The sequence below is a fragment of the Streptomyces platensis genome (genome assembly GCF_008704855.1).
GTDB classification, from domain to species: domain Bacteria; phylum Actinomycetota; class Actinomycetes; order Streptomycetales; family Streptomycetaceae; genus Streptomyces; species Streptomyces platensis.
Genome location: NZ_CP023691.1, coordinates 5906464 through 5922734, shown reverse-complemented (window position 1 = coordinate 5922734; position 16271 = coordinate 5906464). Strand labels below are relative to the sequence as shown.

Annotated in this window: 8 protein-coding genes; 1 reads left to right on the top strand and 7 read right to left on the bottom strand. The window is 73.5% G+C overall.

Annotated features, from left to right (window positions below; translation table 11 throughout):
* Positions 1-46 precede the first annotated feature (46 nt).
* The gene (locus CP981_RS26380) at positions 47-3835 is read left to right on the top strand and encodes a multifunctional oxoglutarate decarboxylase/oxoglutarate dehydrogenase thiamine pyrophosphate-binding subunit/dihydrolipoyllysine-residue succinyltransferase subunit (protein WP_085922888.1); all 3789 of its coding nucleotides are present in this window, start codon (positions 47-49) and stop codon (positions 3833-3835) included.
* A 99-nt stretch (positions 3836-3934) separates the two neighbouring features.
* Here the strand turns inward: CP981_RS26380 and fxsT are convergent, their stop codons facing one another.
* From fxsT to CP981_RS26345, 7 genes are all read right to left on the bottom strand, one after another.
* Positions 3935-6946, bottom strand: coding sequence for an FxSxx-COOH system tetratricopeptide repeat protein (gene fxsT, locus CP981_RS26375; protein WP_085922887.1), 3012 nt, complete (start codon positions 6944-6946; stop codon positions 3935-3937).
* A 133-nt stretch (positions 6947-7079) separates the two neighbouring features.
* Complete coding sequence (locus CP981_RS26370) at positions 7080-8234, bottom strand: FxsB family cyclophane-forming radical SAM/SPASM peptide maturase (protein WP_085922886.1); 1155 nt, start codon at positions 8232-8234, stop codon at positions 7080-7082.
* A gap of 159 nt (positions 8235-8393) precedes the next feature.
* Positions 8394-8612: a YxD-tail cyclophane-containing RiPP peptide gene (locus CP981_RS26365; protein WP_085922885.1), complete on the bottom strand. Its 219-nt coding sequence runs from the start codon at positions 8610-8612 to the stop codon at positions 8394-8396.
* A gap of 105 nt (positions 8613-8717) precedes the next feature.
* Positions 8718-12101 (bottom strand): SAV_2336 N-terminal domain-related protein, encoded by a 3384-nt coding sequence (locus CP981_RS39240; protein ID WP_280117017.1) that lies wholly within the window; start codon positions 12099-12101, stop codon positions 8718-8720.
* A gap of 5 nt (positions 12102-12106) precedes the next feature.
* Positions 12107-13162, bottom strand: a complete 1056-nt coding sequence (locus tag CP981_RS26355; RefSeq protein ID WP_085922883.1) for an AAA family ATPase — start codon at positions 13160-13162, stop codon at positions 12107-12109.
* A gap of 348 nt (positions 13163-13510) precedes the next feature.
* Positions 13511-15751, bottom strand: a complete 2241-nt coding sequence (locus tag CP981_RS26350; RefSeq protein WP_085922882.1) for a VMAP-C domain-containing protein — start codon at positions 15749-15751, stop codon at positions 13511-13513.
* Entirely contained in the window at positions 15751-16170 is a 420-nt protein-coding gene (locus tag CP981_RS26345) for a CU044_2847 family protein (protein ID WP_085922881.1), read from the bottom strand. Before CP981_RS26345 ends, CP981_RS26350 begins: the two co-directional genes overlap by 1 nt.
* Between the last annotated feature and the right edge of the window lie 101 nt (positions 16171-16271).

Genomic DNA, 16271 nt, shown 5'->3' with positions numbered 1-16271 from the left:
TCCCGCTGTCCACCACCTTAGGAAGCGGAAGAGGGCGGTTGCCGCCGTGTCGCTACAGTCCCCCAACAGCTCGAGCATCTCGACCGACCAGGAGGGGCAGGGTAAGAACCCTGCTGCTGCGTTCGGTCCCAATGAGTGGCTCGTCGACGAGATCTACCAGCAGTACCTCCAGGACCCGAACTCGGTAGACCGAGCCTGGTGGGACTTCTTCGCTGACTACAAGCCGGGCGGTGCCACCGCACCGAGCCAGCCGGCGGAGGGCTCTGCCCCCGCTCCGGCCGCCCCGGCGCAGTCGGCCGCGCCCGCAGCCGAGCCGCAGTCGGCCTCCGCCGCGCCGGCCACCCCGGCGAAGCCCGCCGCGAGCGCTCCGGCACCGGCGAAGGCCGCTCCGGCGAAGGCCGAGCCCGCGAAGGCGGCTCCGGCCAAGCCCGCCGCGAAGCCGGCCGCCGAGGAGGGCTCGGCTCCGGCCGGTCCCGAGTTCATCACCCTGCGCGGCCCCTCGGCCGCCGTTGCGAAGAACATGAACGCCTCCCTGGAGCTGCCGACGGCCACGTCCGTCCGCGCGGTCCCGGTGAAGCTGCTCTTCGACAACCGCATCGTGATCAACAACCACCTCAAGCGCGCCCGCGGTGGGAAGGTCTCCTTCACCCACCTCATCGGGTACGCGATGGTGCAGGCCCTCAAGGCCATGCCGTCGATGAACTACTCCTTCGCGGAGAAGGACGGCAAGCCGACGCTGGTCAAGCCCGAGCACATCAACCTCGGTCTCGCCATCGACCTGGTGAAGCCGAACGGTGACCGCCAGCTCGTCGTCGCCGCCATCAAGAAGGCCGAGACGCTGACCTTCTTCGAGTTCTGGCAGGCCTACGAGGACATCGTCCGCCGGGCCCGCGACAACAAGCTGACGATGGACGACTTCACCGGAGTCACCGCGTCGCTGACGAACCCGGGCGGCATCGGCACCGTGCACTCCGTGCCCCGCCTGATGCCCGGCCAGTCCATGATCATGGGCGTCGGCGCGATGGACTACCCCGCGGAGTTCCAGGGCACCTCCCAGGACGCCCTGAACAAGCTGGGTGTCGCCAAGGTCATGACGCTGACCAGCACCTATGACCACCGGGTGATCCAGGGCGCCGCCTCCGGCGAGTTCCTGCGCATCATGAGCCAGCTGCTGCTCGGCGACAACGAGTTCTTCGACGACATCTTCAAGTCGCTGCGGATTCCGTACGAGCCCGTCCGCTGGCTGCGGGACATCGACGCCTCCCACGACGACGACGTCACCAAGGCCGCCCGGGTCTTCGAGCTGATCCACTCCTACCGGGTCCGCGGCCACGTCATGGCCGACACCGACCCGCTGGAGTACCACCAGCGCAAGCACCCCGACCTCGACATCACCGAGCACGGGCTCACCTTGTGGGACCTGGAGCGCGAGTTCGCGGTCGGCGGCTTCTCCGGCAAGTCCATGATGAAGCTGCGCGACATCCTGGGCGTGCTGCGTGACTCGTACTGCCGCACCACCGGCATCGAGTTCATGCACATCCAGGACCCCAAGCAGCGCAAGTGGATCCAGGACCGGGTCGAGCGCTCGCACAAGTCGCCCGAGCGCGAGGAGCAGCTGCGCATCCTGCGCCGGCTGAACTCCGCCGAGGCCTTCGAGACCTTCCTCCAGACGAAGTACGTCGGCCAGAAGCGCTTCTCGCTGGAGGGCGGCGAGTCCGTCATCCCGCTGCTGGACGCGGTCATCGACTCCGCGGCCGAGTCGCGCCTCGACGAGGTCGTCATCGGCATGGCCCACCGCGGCCGCCTCAACGTCCTGGCGAACATCGTCGGCAAGTCGTACGCGCAGATCTTCCGCGAGTTCGAGGGCAACCTCGACCCGAAGTCGATGCACGGCTCCGGCGACGTGAAGTACCACCTGGGCCAGGAGGGTGTCTTCACCGGCCTGGACGGCGAGCAGATCAAGGTCTCGCTGGCCGCGAACCCCTCCCACCTGGAGGCCGTCGACCCGATCGTCGAGGGCATCGCGCGCGCCAAGCAGGACCTCATCAACAAGGGCGGCACGGACTTCACGGTCCTGCCGATCCAGCTGCACGGTGACGCGGCGTTCGCCGGCCAGGGCGTGGTCGCGGAGACGCTGAACATGTCCCAGCTGCGCGGCTACCGCACCGGCGGCACGGTGCACGTGGTCATCAACAACCAGGTCGGCTTCACCGCCGCCCCGGAGTCGTCGCGTTCGTCCATGTACGCCACCGACGTGGCCCGCATGATCGAGGCGCCGATCTTCCACGTGAACGGCGACGACCCCGAGGCCGTCGTCCGCGTTGCCCGTCTGGCCTTCGAGTTCCGCCAGGCGTTCAACAAGGACGTCGTCATCGACCTGATCTGCTACCGCCGCCGTGGCCACAACGAGTCGGACAACCCGGCCTTCACCCAGCCACTGATGTACGACCTGATCGACAAGAAGCGCTCGGTGCGCAAGCTCTACACCGAGTCCCTCATCGGTCGCGGCGACATCACGCTGGAAGAGGCCGAGCAGGCGCTCCAGGACTTCCAGGGCCAGCTGGAGAAGGTCTTCACCGAGGTCCGCGACGCCACGACGGCCCCGGCCGCCCCCGAGGTGCCGCAGCCCAAGGCCGAGTTCCCGGTCTACGTCGACACCGCGATCTCCCAGGAGGTCGTCAAGCGGATCGCCGAGTCGCAGGTCAACATCCCCGAGCGGGTCACCGTCCACCCGCGTCTGCTGCCCCAGCTGCAGCGCCGCGCGGCCCAGGTCGAGGACAACACCATCGACTGGGGCATGGGCGAGACCCTGGCCATCGGCTCGCTGCTGATGGAGGGCACCCCGGTCCGGCTCGCCGGCCAGGACTCCCGCCGTGGCACCTTCGGCCAGCGGCACGCGGTGCTCATCGACCGGGAGACCGGCGACGACTACACGCCGCTGCTCTACCTCTCCGAGGACCAGGCCCGCTTCAACGTCTACGACTCGCTGCTCAGCGAGTACGCGGCGATGGGCTTCGAGTACGGCTACTCCCTGGCCCGTCCGGAGGCGCTGGTCATGTGGGAGGCGCAGTTCGGTGACTTCGTCAACGGCGCCCAGACGGTCGTCGACGAGTTCATCTCCTCGGCGGAGCAGAAGTGGGGCCAGACGTCCGGCGTCACCCTGCTGCTGCCGCACGGCTACGAGGGCCAGGGCCCGGACCACTCCTCGGCCCGTATCGAGCGGTTCCTCCAGCTGTGCGCGCAGAACAACATGACGGTCGCCATGCCGACCCTGCCGTCGAACTACTTCCACCTGCTGCGCTGGCAGGTCCACAACCCGCACCACAAGCCGCTGGTCGTCTTCACCCCGAAGTCGATGCTGCGTCTGAAGGCGGCGGCGTCGCGGACGGATGAGTTCACGACGGGCGGCTTCCGTCCCGTCATCGGCGACTCCACGGTCAAGCCCGAGGATGTCCGCAAGGTCATCTTCTGCTCCGGCAAGGTCTACTACGACCTGGAGGCCGAGCGGGAGAAGCGCGGCGCGCACGACACCGCGATCATCCGTATCGAGCGGCTCTACCCGCTTCCCGGCAAGGAGCTCCAGGCGGAGATCTCCAAGTTCCCGAACGCCGAGAAGTACCTGTGGACCCAGGAAGAACCGGCGAACCAGGGTGCCTGGCCGTTCCTCGGCCTCAACCTGATCGACCACCTCGACCTGGCCGTCGGCGCCGATGTCCCGCACGGCGAGCGCCTGCGCCGCATCTCGCGGCCGCACTCCTCGTCGCCGGCCGTCGGCTCCGCCAAGCGTCACCAGGCTGAGCAGGCACAGCTGGTCGCGGAGGCCTTCGACGCATAAGCGTCCGGGCCGCCGGAGAACCGGCAGGCACCAGCGGAAGGGCCCGTCCCCGGTGGGGGCGGGCCCTTCCGCATGCGTGGGACGAACCCCTGGTCAGGTCTAGACGGGCTGCGGTTCGAAGTCCCAGTACGGGCGGCGGCGGCGCCGGGCGGACAGGGTGTGCGGATGCTCGGCGCCCAGGTTCTCGGAGAGCTGCTGGATCGCCTCCTGTTCGAGCTTCGCCGCCTCCTGGCCGCGGCGGAGCGCCCGCAGGTCCTCGGACAGCGCCGTCTTCGCGGAGAGGGTCAGCGGATGGGTGTCGCCCAGCCTCGCCTTGGCCCGCTCCAGGGTGTCGCGGCCCAGCTCCACCGCGCCCTCCTCGTCGTCCACCCGGTTGCGGGCCGCGGCGGCGTTCAGCGCACAGCCCAGCGTCCAGGGGTGGCCGGGGCCCATGGCCTCGGTCATCCCGCTCAGCGCACGTTCGGCGAGGTCCAGCGCGTCCGCCGGGTCCCCGAACTCCCCGCGGACCAGCCCGACGTTCCCCAGGGTGCCGACGGTGTACGGATGGCGCTCGCCGGCCAGGGCGCGGTAGCGCTCGGCGACCTCCTCCGCGAGGTCGCGGGCGTGCCCGAGATCTCCGTGCTCCCGCAGGAAGGTGGCGTGGTCCGCGCGCACCATCAGCGTCTCGGGGTGGCGGGGCCCGAGCACCCGGCGGGAGCGCTCGACGAGGTCGGCCAGCAGGGTGGCGGCCCGGGTGACCTCGCCGGAGCGGCGCAGACACAGCGCGAGATTGTGCTCGGCGCGCAAAGTCTGCGGGGTGTGCGGACCCATCACCTGGAGGTGCAGCCGGGCGTTGAGCTCCTGGCTGGAGGTGGCGTCGCGGTAGCGGCCGAGCAGGCGCAGGGTGCGGGCGTAGGCGGTGCCCGCGTTGAGCGTGAGGTGGTGGCGGGCGCGCAGCTCGCGCTCCCGGAAGGACAGCACCTCGCGATGGGTGACCAGCGCTTCCTCGTACCGGCCGAGCAGTGCGAGGACACTGCCGAGGTTGTGCCGCGAGGAGAGGGTGCGGGGTGCCTCCGGGCCGAGCAGCTCGGTGTAGGCGCGCCAGACGGCGTCGAAGAGCTCGTAGGCCTGCTCGTAGGAGCCCAGCGCGATCAGCGTGCCGGCCAGCCCGTCCTGGGCCCGCAGCAGATCGGCGTCGGAGGGGGCCCGCTCGGCGGCGAGCTGGTCGACGACGGCGCTGCCGACGGCCTCGGCCTCGCGGTAGCGGCCGAGCCGGCGCAGCATGTTGGCGTGCTGGTGGGTGAGGACGAGCATGGTGCGCTGGGTGGCCGCGAGGCGGGTGCGCCAGCGGGACATGAACTGTTCGCACAGCCGCAGGCCCATCCGGTACTCGCCGCGGACCCGCAGGTATTCCACGCAGTTCAGCAGCAGCTGCTGGACCGCGGGCTCGGGGCTGTCGAGGACCCCGGCCGGTTCCAGATGCGGGATGAGTTCGGCGTAGCGCTCCCAGTAGCGGGTGTCGGCGGGGTTCTGCGGGTCGGCGGTGACCAGCACCCGGCAGGCGCACGCCGACATCAGATCGCGCTCGTCCTCGGTCATGTCACTGCGCAGGAACCGGTGGTAGAGCCGGTGCATCAGCGCGGTCTCCACGGCCGGGTCGGCGTCCTGGGAGACCTGGTAGTCGAGGCGTACGGCGGTGGACTCGGTCAGCCGGCGCAGCGCGGTGTTCCAGCTGATCGGTTCGGCGGCCAGGTCGGCGAGGTGCTCGGGCAGGTCACCGCGGCGGGCCCGGGAGAGCATCGGCACGGGGATGGTGTCCGGGGCGAAGAACGCGAACAGCTTGAGGAGTTCGACCGCGGCCGGGCTGCGTTCGCGCAGCGTGTTGAGAGTTATGGCCCAGCTCGTCTGGAAGGCCATGGGGTAGTCGGAGGAGATCCGGATGCCGACGAGGCTGGGCTCGCCGCGGCGGATCAGCTCGATGTACTCCTTGGGGGACATCGGGTTGGCGTCGAGCCAGGCGGCGGTCTGCGCGAGCAGCAGCGGCAGGTCCTGGACCGCCTCGGAGAGCAGATCGGCCTCCATCGGCGTCAGCCGTGGGGCGCGCCGCCGTGCGTAGGCGACGCTCTCGACGCGCTCGAAGGGCGGCACCTCGATCTCCTGGGCGCTGCCGGAGCCCGACCAGTCGCGGGTGAGGGTGGTGATCAGGACATGGCCGCGGCCGTCCGGGACCAGGTCCTCGATCTGCTCCATGTCGTCGGCGCTGTCGAAGATCAGCAGCCAGCGGCGGTAGGGGCGGCCGATGCGGAGCGCTTCATGGACGGCGCGGATGCGGTCGCCCAGCTCCCGGCCCACGGGCAGGCCGAGCCGGGTGGCGAGTTCGGCGAGCTGTTCGCGGGCGGCGCCGCGGTTGGTGGCGCTGATCCACCACACCACGTCGTAGTCGTTGCCGAAGCGGTGGGCGTATTCGGCGGCGATCTGGCTCTTGCCGACGCCGGAGGTGCCATACAGCGCGATCCGGGTCTCCAGCGGCGGGCCCGCGCCCGCACCGGAGCCGGCCAGCTTGCCGTGCAGCGCTTCGAGGACATGGTCGCGGCCGGTGAAGCGGTTGTTGCGGCGCGGGATGTTCCACACCTCGGGCGGGTTGTTCGGGAAGCGGGGCGCGCCGGGCGCGTCCTCGTCCACGGCCCGGCCCGGCACCGCGATACCGAGCCGTTGCAGTACCCGGCGGTTGGCCTCGTGGGCATCCAGGTCACGCAGGTCGGCGGGGCGCAGCAGGGAGGCCGTGGCGGGCAGGCTCTGGGTGGCCACGCTCACCGCGGCGAACCGGTCAGCGTGCGCGGAGACCACCTCGCGCAGTGCGGTCGTCCACTCGTCCTGCGTCTTGGGGCCCAGCCGGAAATACCAGTCGTCCAGCACCATCAGCAGCCGGCCCTCGGCCTCCAGCAGTCCCGACAGCTCCGCCACCAGCGCGGTGTCCACCTGGGGGTCCCAGCGCAGCATGGTCGTGCCGTGGCCCTGCTGCTCCAGCTGATGGGAGATCCAGGCGGCCCAGGGCCGGGCGAAGCCCGCGTAGCTGATGGTGATGTGTTCGTTGGAGCCGGTGGGACCGGAAAAATGGGCCTGATCGACCATGCGACCGTCTCCCTGGGATGCGATGGTGCGCGCGCGGAGAGGCTGTCTCATCAGGCACGCCCTGGCTTTTTGGCACGATAGCCCAAGTGTCCCTCCATATGACGACAGTGCGTCAGGTCATCTCGGACGCAGGTCAGTTGAGCGCGACCGTGGCGTTCAGGCGGGCCGCGATGTGCCGGATCAGGCGCTCCAGGTCGGCGCAGTAGACGGACGGGTTGGTGAAGCCGCCGGTGTCCGCGCGATAGCGGTGGGCGTAGTTGCCGCCGCCGCACACCTCCACCAGGGCGCAGCCGCGGCACTGTGCGCCGAGGCCGTCCCGGCCGCTCCGGCGGGCGGCCATGCCGGGGTGTGCCAGGGCGTCGTCGAAGGTGTGGTGGAAGACGTCGAGGCCGGTGGCGGCGGCGCCCTCGTAGGTCGATTTGAGCGAGTCGACCTGTTCGATGGCGCCGTCGGTGTCGACGACCAGGGCGACGACCGGGGAGAGCCCGACCGCCTCGCTGGAGCTGGGGCGGCCCAGGAGGAGGCCGAGGATTTCGGTGAAGACCCGTACGCGGGGGCCGGGGCCGCCGTCCCACCACAGGTCGAAGGCGGTGCACAGCCAGTCGCCGTACGGGGTGCGGCCGGCCGGACCGAGGGGGGCGGGCGGCGGGCTGGTCCAGTTGGCGTGCGGGAGGAGGAAGTCGACCATCGGGGGGTCCAGGGCGCGCAGCGAGTCGTAGACCTCGCCGGGGGCGGCGGTGATGTCGATGGTGCACAGGATGCCGGCGAAGACCTCGGGCCGGTCGTGGAGCAGGCGTACGGCGCGGGAGACCGCGGGCCAGGAGGGCCGCCCGGCGTGGTCGATACGGCGGCGGTTGAGGCCGGGGGTGCCGCCGTCGAGGCTGAGGCCGAGCCGGAACCCGGCGGCGGCGAGGGTGTCGATCATGTCCCGGGTGAGCAGCGTCCCGTTGGTCTGTACCCCGAATGCGGCGGTGCAGCCGGCGGGCAGCGCGGCGCGGACCGCGGCTGCCTGGGCCAGCAGCGGTCCGGGGCCGGTGAGCAGCGGCTCGCCGCCGTGCAGATCGATCCGGACCTCGCGCAGCCGGTGGGTGCGGGCGTGTTCGGCGATCCGCAGGGCGGTCTGCCGCATGGTGGCGGCCGGGACGGTCGGCGGGCGCGCGCGCCAGCTGCGGTCCGGGCCGGCGTAGATGTAGCAGTAGGTGCAGGCGAGGTTGCAGCGGCTGTGGACCTTGAGTACGAACTGCCGGAAGGGCACGACAGCGGTCGGGCCGGTCTTCTCCCCCGCCACGGGTCGCCCCCTGCTCTCGTCTGCCTGCGTCGAGGTACGGGCTCGCCAATTCCGGCCCGCTGCCTGGTACATGGCTCCGCCCTCGGGCGAAGAACCAGATTCCCCCAGCAACTGGCCGGTTTCCTTGCACGTTTGCCCAAAAACAACCGTTCTCGACTGTCAGTGCAAGACCTTCTCCGGACCGTCCTCGTAATAGGCGACGGCGTCCTCCGCCGACGGCCAGTTGCGCAGCAGCAGCGCCGCCACCTCGCCCAGCACCGCATGGCCGGTCCGTGCCGCCAGAACGCCCACGTCAACCCCGGCAAAGTCCGGCAGCCGCTCGGCCGACGGCCCCGGCGGGGCGGCCACAGCCGGTTCGGTGCGGGGGGTAGTCGCCACGCTGCTCTCCTCAGGCCGGCTGGACGGGTGTGTTCCCGAACTGCCGTCCACAGAAACACGTTCCGGTGCGGACGGCCAGGCAGCCGGACGGGGTGCTCGGGGCGGTCAGGCGGTGGATTCGAGGGCGCGCATACGGGCGCGGGTGCGCTGGGCCTCGGCGCCGGTGTCCTCGCCGGCCCGCTGCCACTGCTCCCAGCTCTCGCGGTAGGCGTGCAGCGCGGACCGGGGTCCGGCGGTGACCTCCAGGACCTCGCCGCGGCGGTGGTGGGCGCGGGCGGCCGGCAGCGCGCTGTCGGCCCGCCGGGCGGCCGCGGCGGCCCGGCGGTAGCAGGCGGCGGCCCGGTCATGGCGCTCACGTGAGTCGAAGCGGCGGTCCAGCAGCAGCTGCACATCGCCCACTTCGAGCCAGGCCTCGGCCGCCACCGCGTCCGGTACGTCCGCGCCGCGGGCGGCCAGCTCCAGGATCCAGTCGGCCTCGTGCAGATCGGCGAGCGAGGGCTGGCGCTCGTAGCGCAGCCGCAGGGCGCGGCCGAACAGCAGCCGGTGACTGCCCAGGTCGGGGTCCTGCGGCCGGACCCGGCCCAGCGCCTCGCGCAGGACGTGCACCGCCTCGTTGGCCAGCCGCTTGCCCGGTTCCCCGGCCGGTTCCAGCCGGGCGCGCAGCAGCAGTGCCGCGCCCCGCTCGGCGAGCAGCGCGCTGTGCTCGGGCGAATCGGGGGTGGTGAGCCGGAGGGCGGCGGCGAGCGCGGCGATGGCGGCGTCCAGCGCGGTCAGGTCGCCGGTACGGGTGTGCACGGCGCGCTGGGCGGCGGCCGTACGGCGCAGACTGTCCGCTTCCAGGGCCCGGTCGTCCAGTTCATGGGCCAGCGCACGGGCGTGTTCGAGGGTGGGCAGCACGGACGGCAGGCCAGCGCCGCCGTTGAGCTGGCGGGCCGCCGCGAGGTCGAGCAGGGTCTCGCAGACCAGCCGGTCGGCCGCGCCACCACGGCGGCGCAGCAGGACCGCGGCGGTGTCGAGGTCGTCGGCGGCGCGGACGGCGAGCGCCTCGGCGGGGCGCGGCCCGTCGGTGTCGCCGCGGGCGGCCCGCCGCGCCTGGTCGAGCAGCACACCGCCGCGCGCGGCGTAGACCTCGCCCGGCACCTGCTCTCCGCTGGGCCACTGGTCGAGGAGGGTGGTGAGGGAGCGTTCCGCCTCGTCGAGCGGGTCGGGGTCGGTCGCTCCGTCGGTGCTCGGTACGGGCGGCAGGGCGGCCAGGCGGCGCAGGACCTCGGTGCGTAACACCATGCTCTCCAGGACGCGGGGGTCCAGCAGGCTCATCAGCCCGCAGGCGGCGTGCAGATGGCGGGCGGCGTCGGCGAGCGCGGTGCGCTCCTCGGCGGGGGTGCCGGCCGCGCGGCGTTCCCGGGCGCGGGCGTGGCCGACCCGGCCGAGCACGATCAGCGCCCGGGTGCGCTCGGCCTCCCGGCCCGCCGCGGCGCCTTCCGGGTCATCGGCGGGCTCGCCCGCGGTGGCCCGTTCGGCGGCGCGGGCCGCGCGCTCCGCCTCCTCCAGTGCGTCCGGCTGGCGCCAGGTCGCCCAGGCGTGCAGCAGCGCGCGGGCGAGGTCGGTGCCGGCCACCGGCAGGCGTTCGGTGGCGGCGCGCAGCAGCCGGACCGCCTCGATCAGGTCCCGGCCGGCGCGGTCCTGTTCGTAGCGCTCCAGGAGGGCCGCGCCTTCCGCGGCGGGCCCGTCGGTCGCGTACGGCCGCCGGGCGGGCGGGCGCAGCGCGGGTTCGAAGCGGCGCAGCACCCGTTCCGAGACCCGGGCGAAGGGTTCGGGGACGGCCCGCTGGCCGGTCTCGGGCTCGCGGCCGCTGCCGGAGAGCATGGCGACCGCGACGGCCGGGAAGTTGCGGGCGCTGCGGCCGAAGGTGCGCTCGACGTAGAGCGAGCAGTGTTTGAGCACCAGGGCCGCCTCCCCCGCACTGAGCCGGGCGAGGAGTTCATCGCGTACACCGGGCACGAAGTCGTACCAGGGGCCGTTCACCCCGGCCTGCTCCCCCGACGGGCGCTCGTCCGGCGGGAGTTGCGTGACCAGGCCGCTGAGCAGCACCTCCGCCAGCTCGGCCGGGCCGGTCTGCGGCAGCATCGCGCGCTGGACGAGCTGGATGACGGGCAGCGAGAGCGGCACGGCCGACAGATGCACGGCGAGCAGCCGGGCGGCCGGTGAGGCCTGCTGGTCGAACTCGCGGACCATACGGGCCGGCGCGGCGGTCCCGGACGCGGGCGGCGGTCCGGCCGGATGCTCGGTGCCGTGGTCGGCCCGGACGACGGAGGCCGCGCCGCGCAGCGAGAGACCGGCGTCGGCGGCGGCCAGCCGGGCCCAGGAGCCGAGGGCGGAGGGGGTGGCGGACAGCACCGGAATGGCGCGCTCGCGGGGCGCTTCGGCGGCGCCCGGAGGCCCGGCGGGACGGCGGCGGCGCCGGGCCGGGCGGAAGTCGAGGGCCTGGTAGGGGCCCTGGCGGCGGACGAGGGTGCCGGCGACGGCGGGCAGCAGCGTGCGCGCCCACATCCGCTGCGGCAGCGGCTGGACGACGGCGAGCGGGGCCTCGGCCGCCCAGCGGTAGAGCAGCCGCTGCATCCGGCCGTCCCGCCAGAGGGGGCCCGCGCAGTCGCTGACGACGAGGGTGAGGTGATGGCCCGTCGGGTCGTGCAGCTGGTCGGCGGGGCGCAGCGGGCGGCCGGGGCCGGGGGCCGCCGCGACGCCCACGTCCGGGCCGTGCGGATGGAGGTAGTGCACCGTGACATCGCGGAAGGCGCCCACCCGCTCACAGACCTGGCGCAGGTCGTGCAGCATCTGTTCCCAGACGGCCATCGAGGACGAGCCGTCCATCAGGAGCCGCAGACCGGCCGCCCGGCGGTGCACCCCGCGCAGCACCGGGATGATCATTTCGGCGTGGGCGGAGAGCTCGGCGGTGGCGGGCTCGTCCAGCCTCCGGGGGACCGGGGCGACCGGCGGGCGGTAGCGCTGGATGGGCCGCAGCGCGCGCTGGAGCGGCAGCAGTCCGGGGAACGCGGAGGCGATCGGGACCGCGACCTCGCCCAGGCGCTGCCGGTCCGGGTCGGGGAAGCGCGCGGGCGTCTCCCCCGGGTCACGGGTGGGCAGCAGCTCCGCGACCCGGCGCCGGGCGCCCTCCTGGAGCACGGACGGCGCGGGGTCACCGTCCGCCGTTTCGGTCCCGCTGCCGGTCAGTGCCGCCCCATCCGTCCCCTCGGCCTCAGCGGATGCGGACGGTCCCACCCGGAATGTGGCTGAATCCGTACGGTCCGGAGGCTCCCCGTGGGTGGGGCCGGCGTCCGCGGCGCCCTCGGCCCGCGAGGGGCCCGGGGTGATCCACTGGGCGAGCCAGAGGGCATCGGCCATCCCGCGGGCGTCGGCCGGCAGCCCCGCCGCGGTCAGCCGGGCGACGAGTTCGTCGAGGGGGCCCGGGCCGGGCTCCCCAGGGGGCACCGGGCTCACCTCGTCCGGTCAAGAGGCCGCATCAGCTCCGCCGTCAGACGCCGCCGCGTCTCCTCCTCGTCCTCGTCCGTCCAGCCCGCTCTCTGGGTCAGGTGGATGGCGTTGAAGAGCTGGTCGACGGCGCGGACATCGCCGGGCTCGCGGTCCAGGAAGCGGTCGATCACCGCTTCGTAGCGCTCCGCCGCCCCCTCGCCGAAGTGCGCCCGCACCATGGCGGCGAGCCGCTCCTTGTCGGGCACCGGGATGTGGAGGTGGATGCAGCGGCGCAACAGCGGCGCCGGGAAGTCCCGTTCACCGTTGCTGGTGAGGACGATGAAGGGGAAGGCGCGGCAGCGCACCCGGCCGTCGCGCACCGTCACCCGGGTGCCGTCGTCGCTGAGCACCTCCACCTCGGGGGCGGATCCGGCCAGCCGCTCCAGCTCCGGAATCCTGAACTCCCCCTCCTCCAGCACATTGAGGAGGTCATTGGGCAGATCGATATCGCTCTTGTCGAGCTCGTCGACGAGCAGCACCCGGGGCCGGGCGGCCGGCAGCAGGGCCGTGCCCAGCGGGCCGAGGCGGATATAGCGGCCGATACCGCCGCCGGGTTCGTCGGTGGGGTCCGGGCCGGGCGCCGCCGCGTCGTCCGCGGTAGCCGGGGCGGCGCGGGCGATCTGGAGGTCCTGGAGGCGGCCGATGGCGTCGTAGTCGTACAGACCGTCACGGAGCGTGCTGCGGCTGACGACCGGCCAGCCGAGCACCCGGCCGAGGCCGAGCTCGTAGGCCACCGAATGGGCCAGGGTGCTCTTGCCGCTGCCCGGTGCGCCGGTCACCAGCAGCGGGCGGCGCAGATAGAGGGCGGCGTTGACCAGCTCGCGCTCGGTCTCGCCGGGGCGGTGGTGGCTGGCCTCGCGGTGCTGCACGCCGAGCCTGCGCTCGGAGGAGGGGTCGAGGGCGGCCGGCGGCGCCACGAGGGGACCGCCGTCGAAATCGCGCCAGGGGGGCGGCGGCGGAAGATGCTCAATTCCGTCGTGCGGTGCCCCCGCGCCACGGTAGATGAGCCAGTCGCTCACGTCGGAACTCCTCGTCGCCGGCCAGGCCTCGGTCAGGAGTGAGGGTCATGGCGGACCGCCGGAGATCTCGGCATCCGCTCGGCCTCCCCCCGCGTCCGCCACCCACCATCACGCAGTCGCGTCCTCACGAACAAGTCTTCCACGACGCTATGACAGTACCCACCCGGACGGAAGCACACGGGGCGGTTTCCGGTCTCCCGCGCGGGCATCGCGGGCGCTCAAGTGCCAGGTACGGGGCGTGACTTGCCGCAGGAGGGGCGGATGCCGCCCGGCCGGCCACCGGGCGCGTGCGAGGCGTACGGGGCGTACACGGCGCCCGGAGCGCCAGGGGGCGGCGCCCCGTACTCCTCATCGCGGCGACATCTGGGGGCGGTCCGTGAAGAGCGGCGGAATCGGGTCCTCCGGGTCGTCGTAGAGGAGCACCAGATCGCGCGCCCAGTGCGTGCCCTCCTCCGCGGCCTCCGCGGCCTTGGCCCGTAGCTGCCGGACCAGTTCGGGGAGCCGGGCCACCCCGCCCGACCCCTGGAGCAGCTCCCGCACCCCGCGGTGGAACTCCTCGCAGCCGGCGTCGCAGTCCCGCTCCTCGCCGTGCCCGTGGGCGGGCCACAGCCCGGCCGGGAAGCCGGTGTCCAGGGCGACGCCGACCGCGTCCCGGCCGAACCCGTCGGCGACGGTGTGGCACAGCGCCGGCAGCGCGCCCTCACCCGCCGTCTCCAGCAGCTGCCAGATCGCCTCGGCGGAACCGGACCGGGCGTCGGCGCCCGGCCGCGGCGGGATGCGCAGGGCCTGGAGCTCCCGGGCGGCGGCCAGGCCCTGCCAGCGGCGCAGCCAGGCCGGGTCGACCTGCTCGCGCCGCCCCTGGTCCCGCAGGATCACCGCGCGGCCGGGGCCCACCGGCCGCAGCCGGGCGGTGCGCCGGGTCGAGGCCGCCACCTCCCACTGGCCGGCGGCGGTGTCCCAGCGCCCTTCGGGGACGGCGACCTCCAGGCGTACCCGGGCATTCGGCCCGGCGTCGCCGTCGGCCCGCAGCAGCCGCCCGCCGAGCCGCCGCAGCACCTGCTCCCGCGCCTGCTCGAACGGCACCCCGCCGGCCGACTCCTGGACGTCCACCCGCAGCCACTGGCCCTGGCCGTAGCCCTCGCTGACCGACCAGTTGAACAGCTCCTGCCCGCCCTCGTCGTAGAAGAGCGGCTCGAACTCGACGAGCACGGAGCGCGGCCGGCGGCGTACGGGTCCTATCCTCCGGCGGTCCTGCGGCTGGAGCACCACCGCTTTGGCCTGCACGAACTCCGCGAGCCTGGCGGCCTGTTCGCGGACCGCGGCGGCCTCGTCGCCCGGGGCGTCGCGCACCTCGTCGGCGGTCAGCTGCGCCACGATCCGCAGATAGTGCACAAAGGCGCGCAGCTCGGTATACGGGTCGCTGCCCTGGTAGAGGGCGCCGTGCCCGTCCCGCCAGGTACGCAGCAGCCAGGCCCCGGGCCGGTCGCCGCGCTCCAGCACCTCGCCGACCGCGGCCTCCACGACCAGCGGATCGCGCGGTGCGGGCAGCCGGGCGAGCAGATCCAGGGCCTGGAGCCGCTCCTGGACGCCCCACAGGCGGCCGCGACCCGCCATGATCATGTGCTGGGCGTCGAACCAGGTGAGCCCGTCGGTCCGGCCGAGGTCCTGACCGGCCCAGTGCCAGCGGTCGTGCAGGCTCATCAGCGCGTGGTACGGGTCGGGCCCCAGGCCCTCGGCGCCCGCGACCAGGTGTTCAGGGCCCAGCCCGCGCAGCGCCGTGACCGGCACCGCCAGTCCCACATGGTCCTGCTGGTGGCGGCCCTTGACGATGCCGACCACCTCACCGCGGTCGCAGTCGAGCAGCGGTCCGCCGGAGGCCCCCGGTGAGACCCGGACATCGCTGCCGAACTGGAGGCCCCGGGCATCGCGGGCGCCGAAGCGGACCGCGATGAAGTGGTCGACGGGGGGTGCGGGGGCACGCGGACCGGCGGGCGCCGTGTGCTCGGCGCGCCCCCGGGCGCCGCGTCCGCCGCCCGGCTCGGGCTCGCAGCCCCCCTCCTGCGGGTCGCCCACGGCACCGGCCTCAGGTACGACGCGTTCCCCCCGGCGGCCCGTGTCCGCGCCGTCGTCCCCTTCGGTCACCGCGCCCGACGCGTCGTGCCCGCGGAAGATGTACGCGTCCTCCAGGAGCGTGGCCGGCTGATCGCTGAGCCAGGCGCAGGGATGGTCGGTCTCCGGGTCGAGCAGCTGGACCAGGGCGAGGTCGGCGCGGGCGGCGGCGGGCCCGGCGGCCGGATCGGGCCGGCTCAGGTCGTAGGCGAGCCGGGCGGGCACCACCCGGCCGTCGAAGGTGACACCGAAGACCCCGTCCGGGCCCGTGTCGCGGCGCCGCCCGTCGCTCGCCGCGAGTACATGGGCGCAGGTCAGCACCCATCCCGGGGCGATCAGCACACCGCTGCCCCACGGGCGGGCGGCGGCCCCGCCCGGTGCGGCGCGCAGGGCGACGGTGGTGCGTCCGGCGTGGTCGAGGAGCTGTGTGTAGCGGGTGCGGTCACCGCGGCCGGCGGCCCGGCCCTCGGAGGTCGACATCAGCGGCTCGAATCGTCCGGCTCCCGGCGGTCGGCGGGATGCGGCCCGTGTGGCGCGTCCCCGGCCGGCGCCCGGTCCTCGCGCCGCCAGGTGAGGGTGACGGAGAGGTTGCTCTTCGCCTCGCCGTCCGCGAGCAGGGCGACGGCCTTGCCCGGCTTGGCCGACAGCTCCACGCCGAAGGTCACACTGGTCTCGTGCGGCGCGACCCGTGCGGTGGCCTGCCGGACGCTGGCGGCGACCCCGCCGATCACCTCGCGGAGCCCCTCGACCCGGGCCCCGAGCGCGTCCCAGGCGCCGACGTCCTCGAATTCCCCGTCCGTGTCGTCCGTCCCGTCCGGTGCCGGGGTGTCCAGCCGGGAGACCCGGGCCCAGACTTCCGTACCGTCGGGTAGTTCGATGCGCTGTGCGCGATCTTGCATCACGGCCTCCTGCGCCCCGTGGGCGGCAATTTCCCAATTGCCGCAGGACCGTTGACAGGTGATCAGGCTAGCCGCCGGACGTCTGTGGCGCGAGAGGTCCG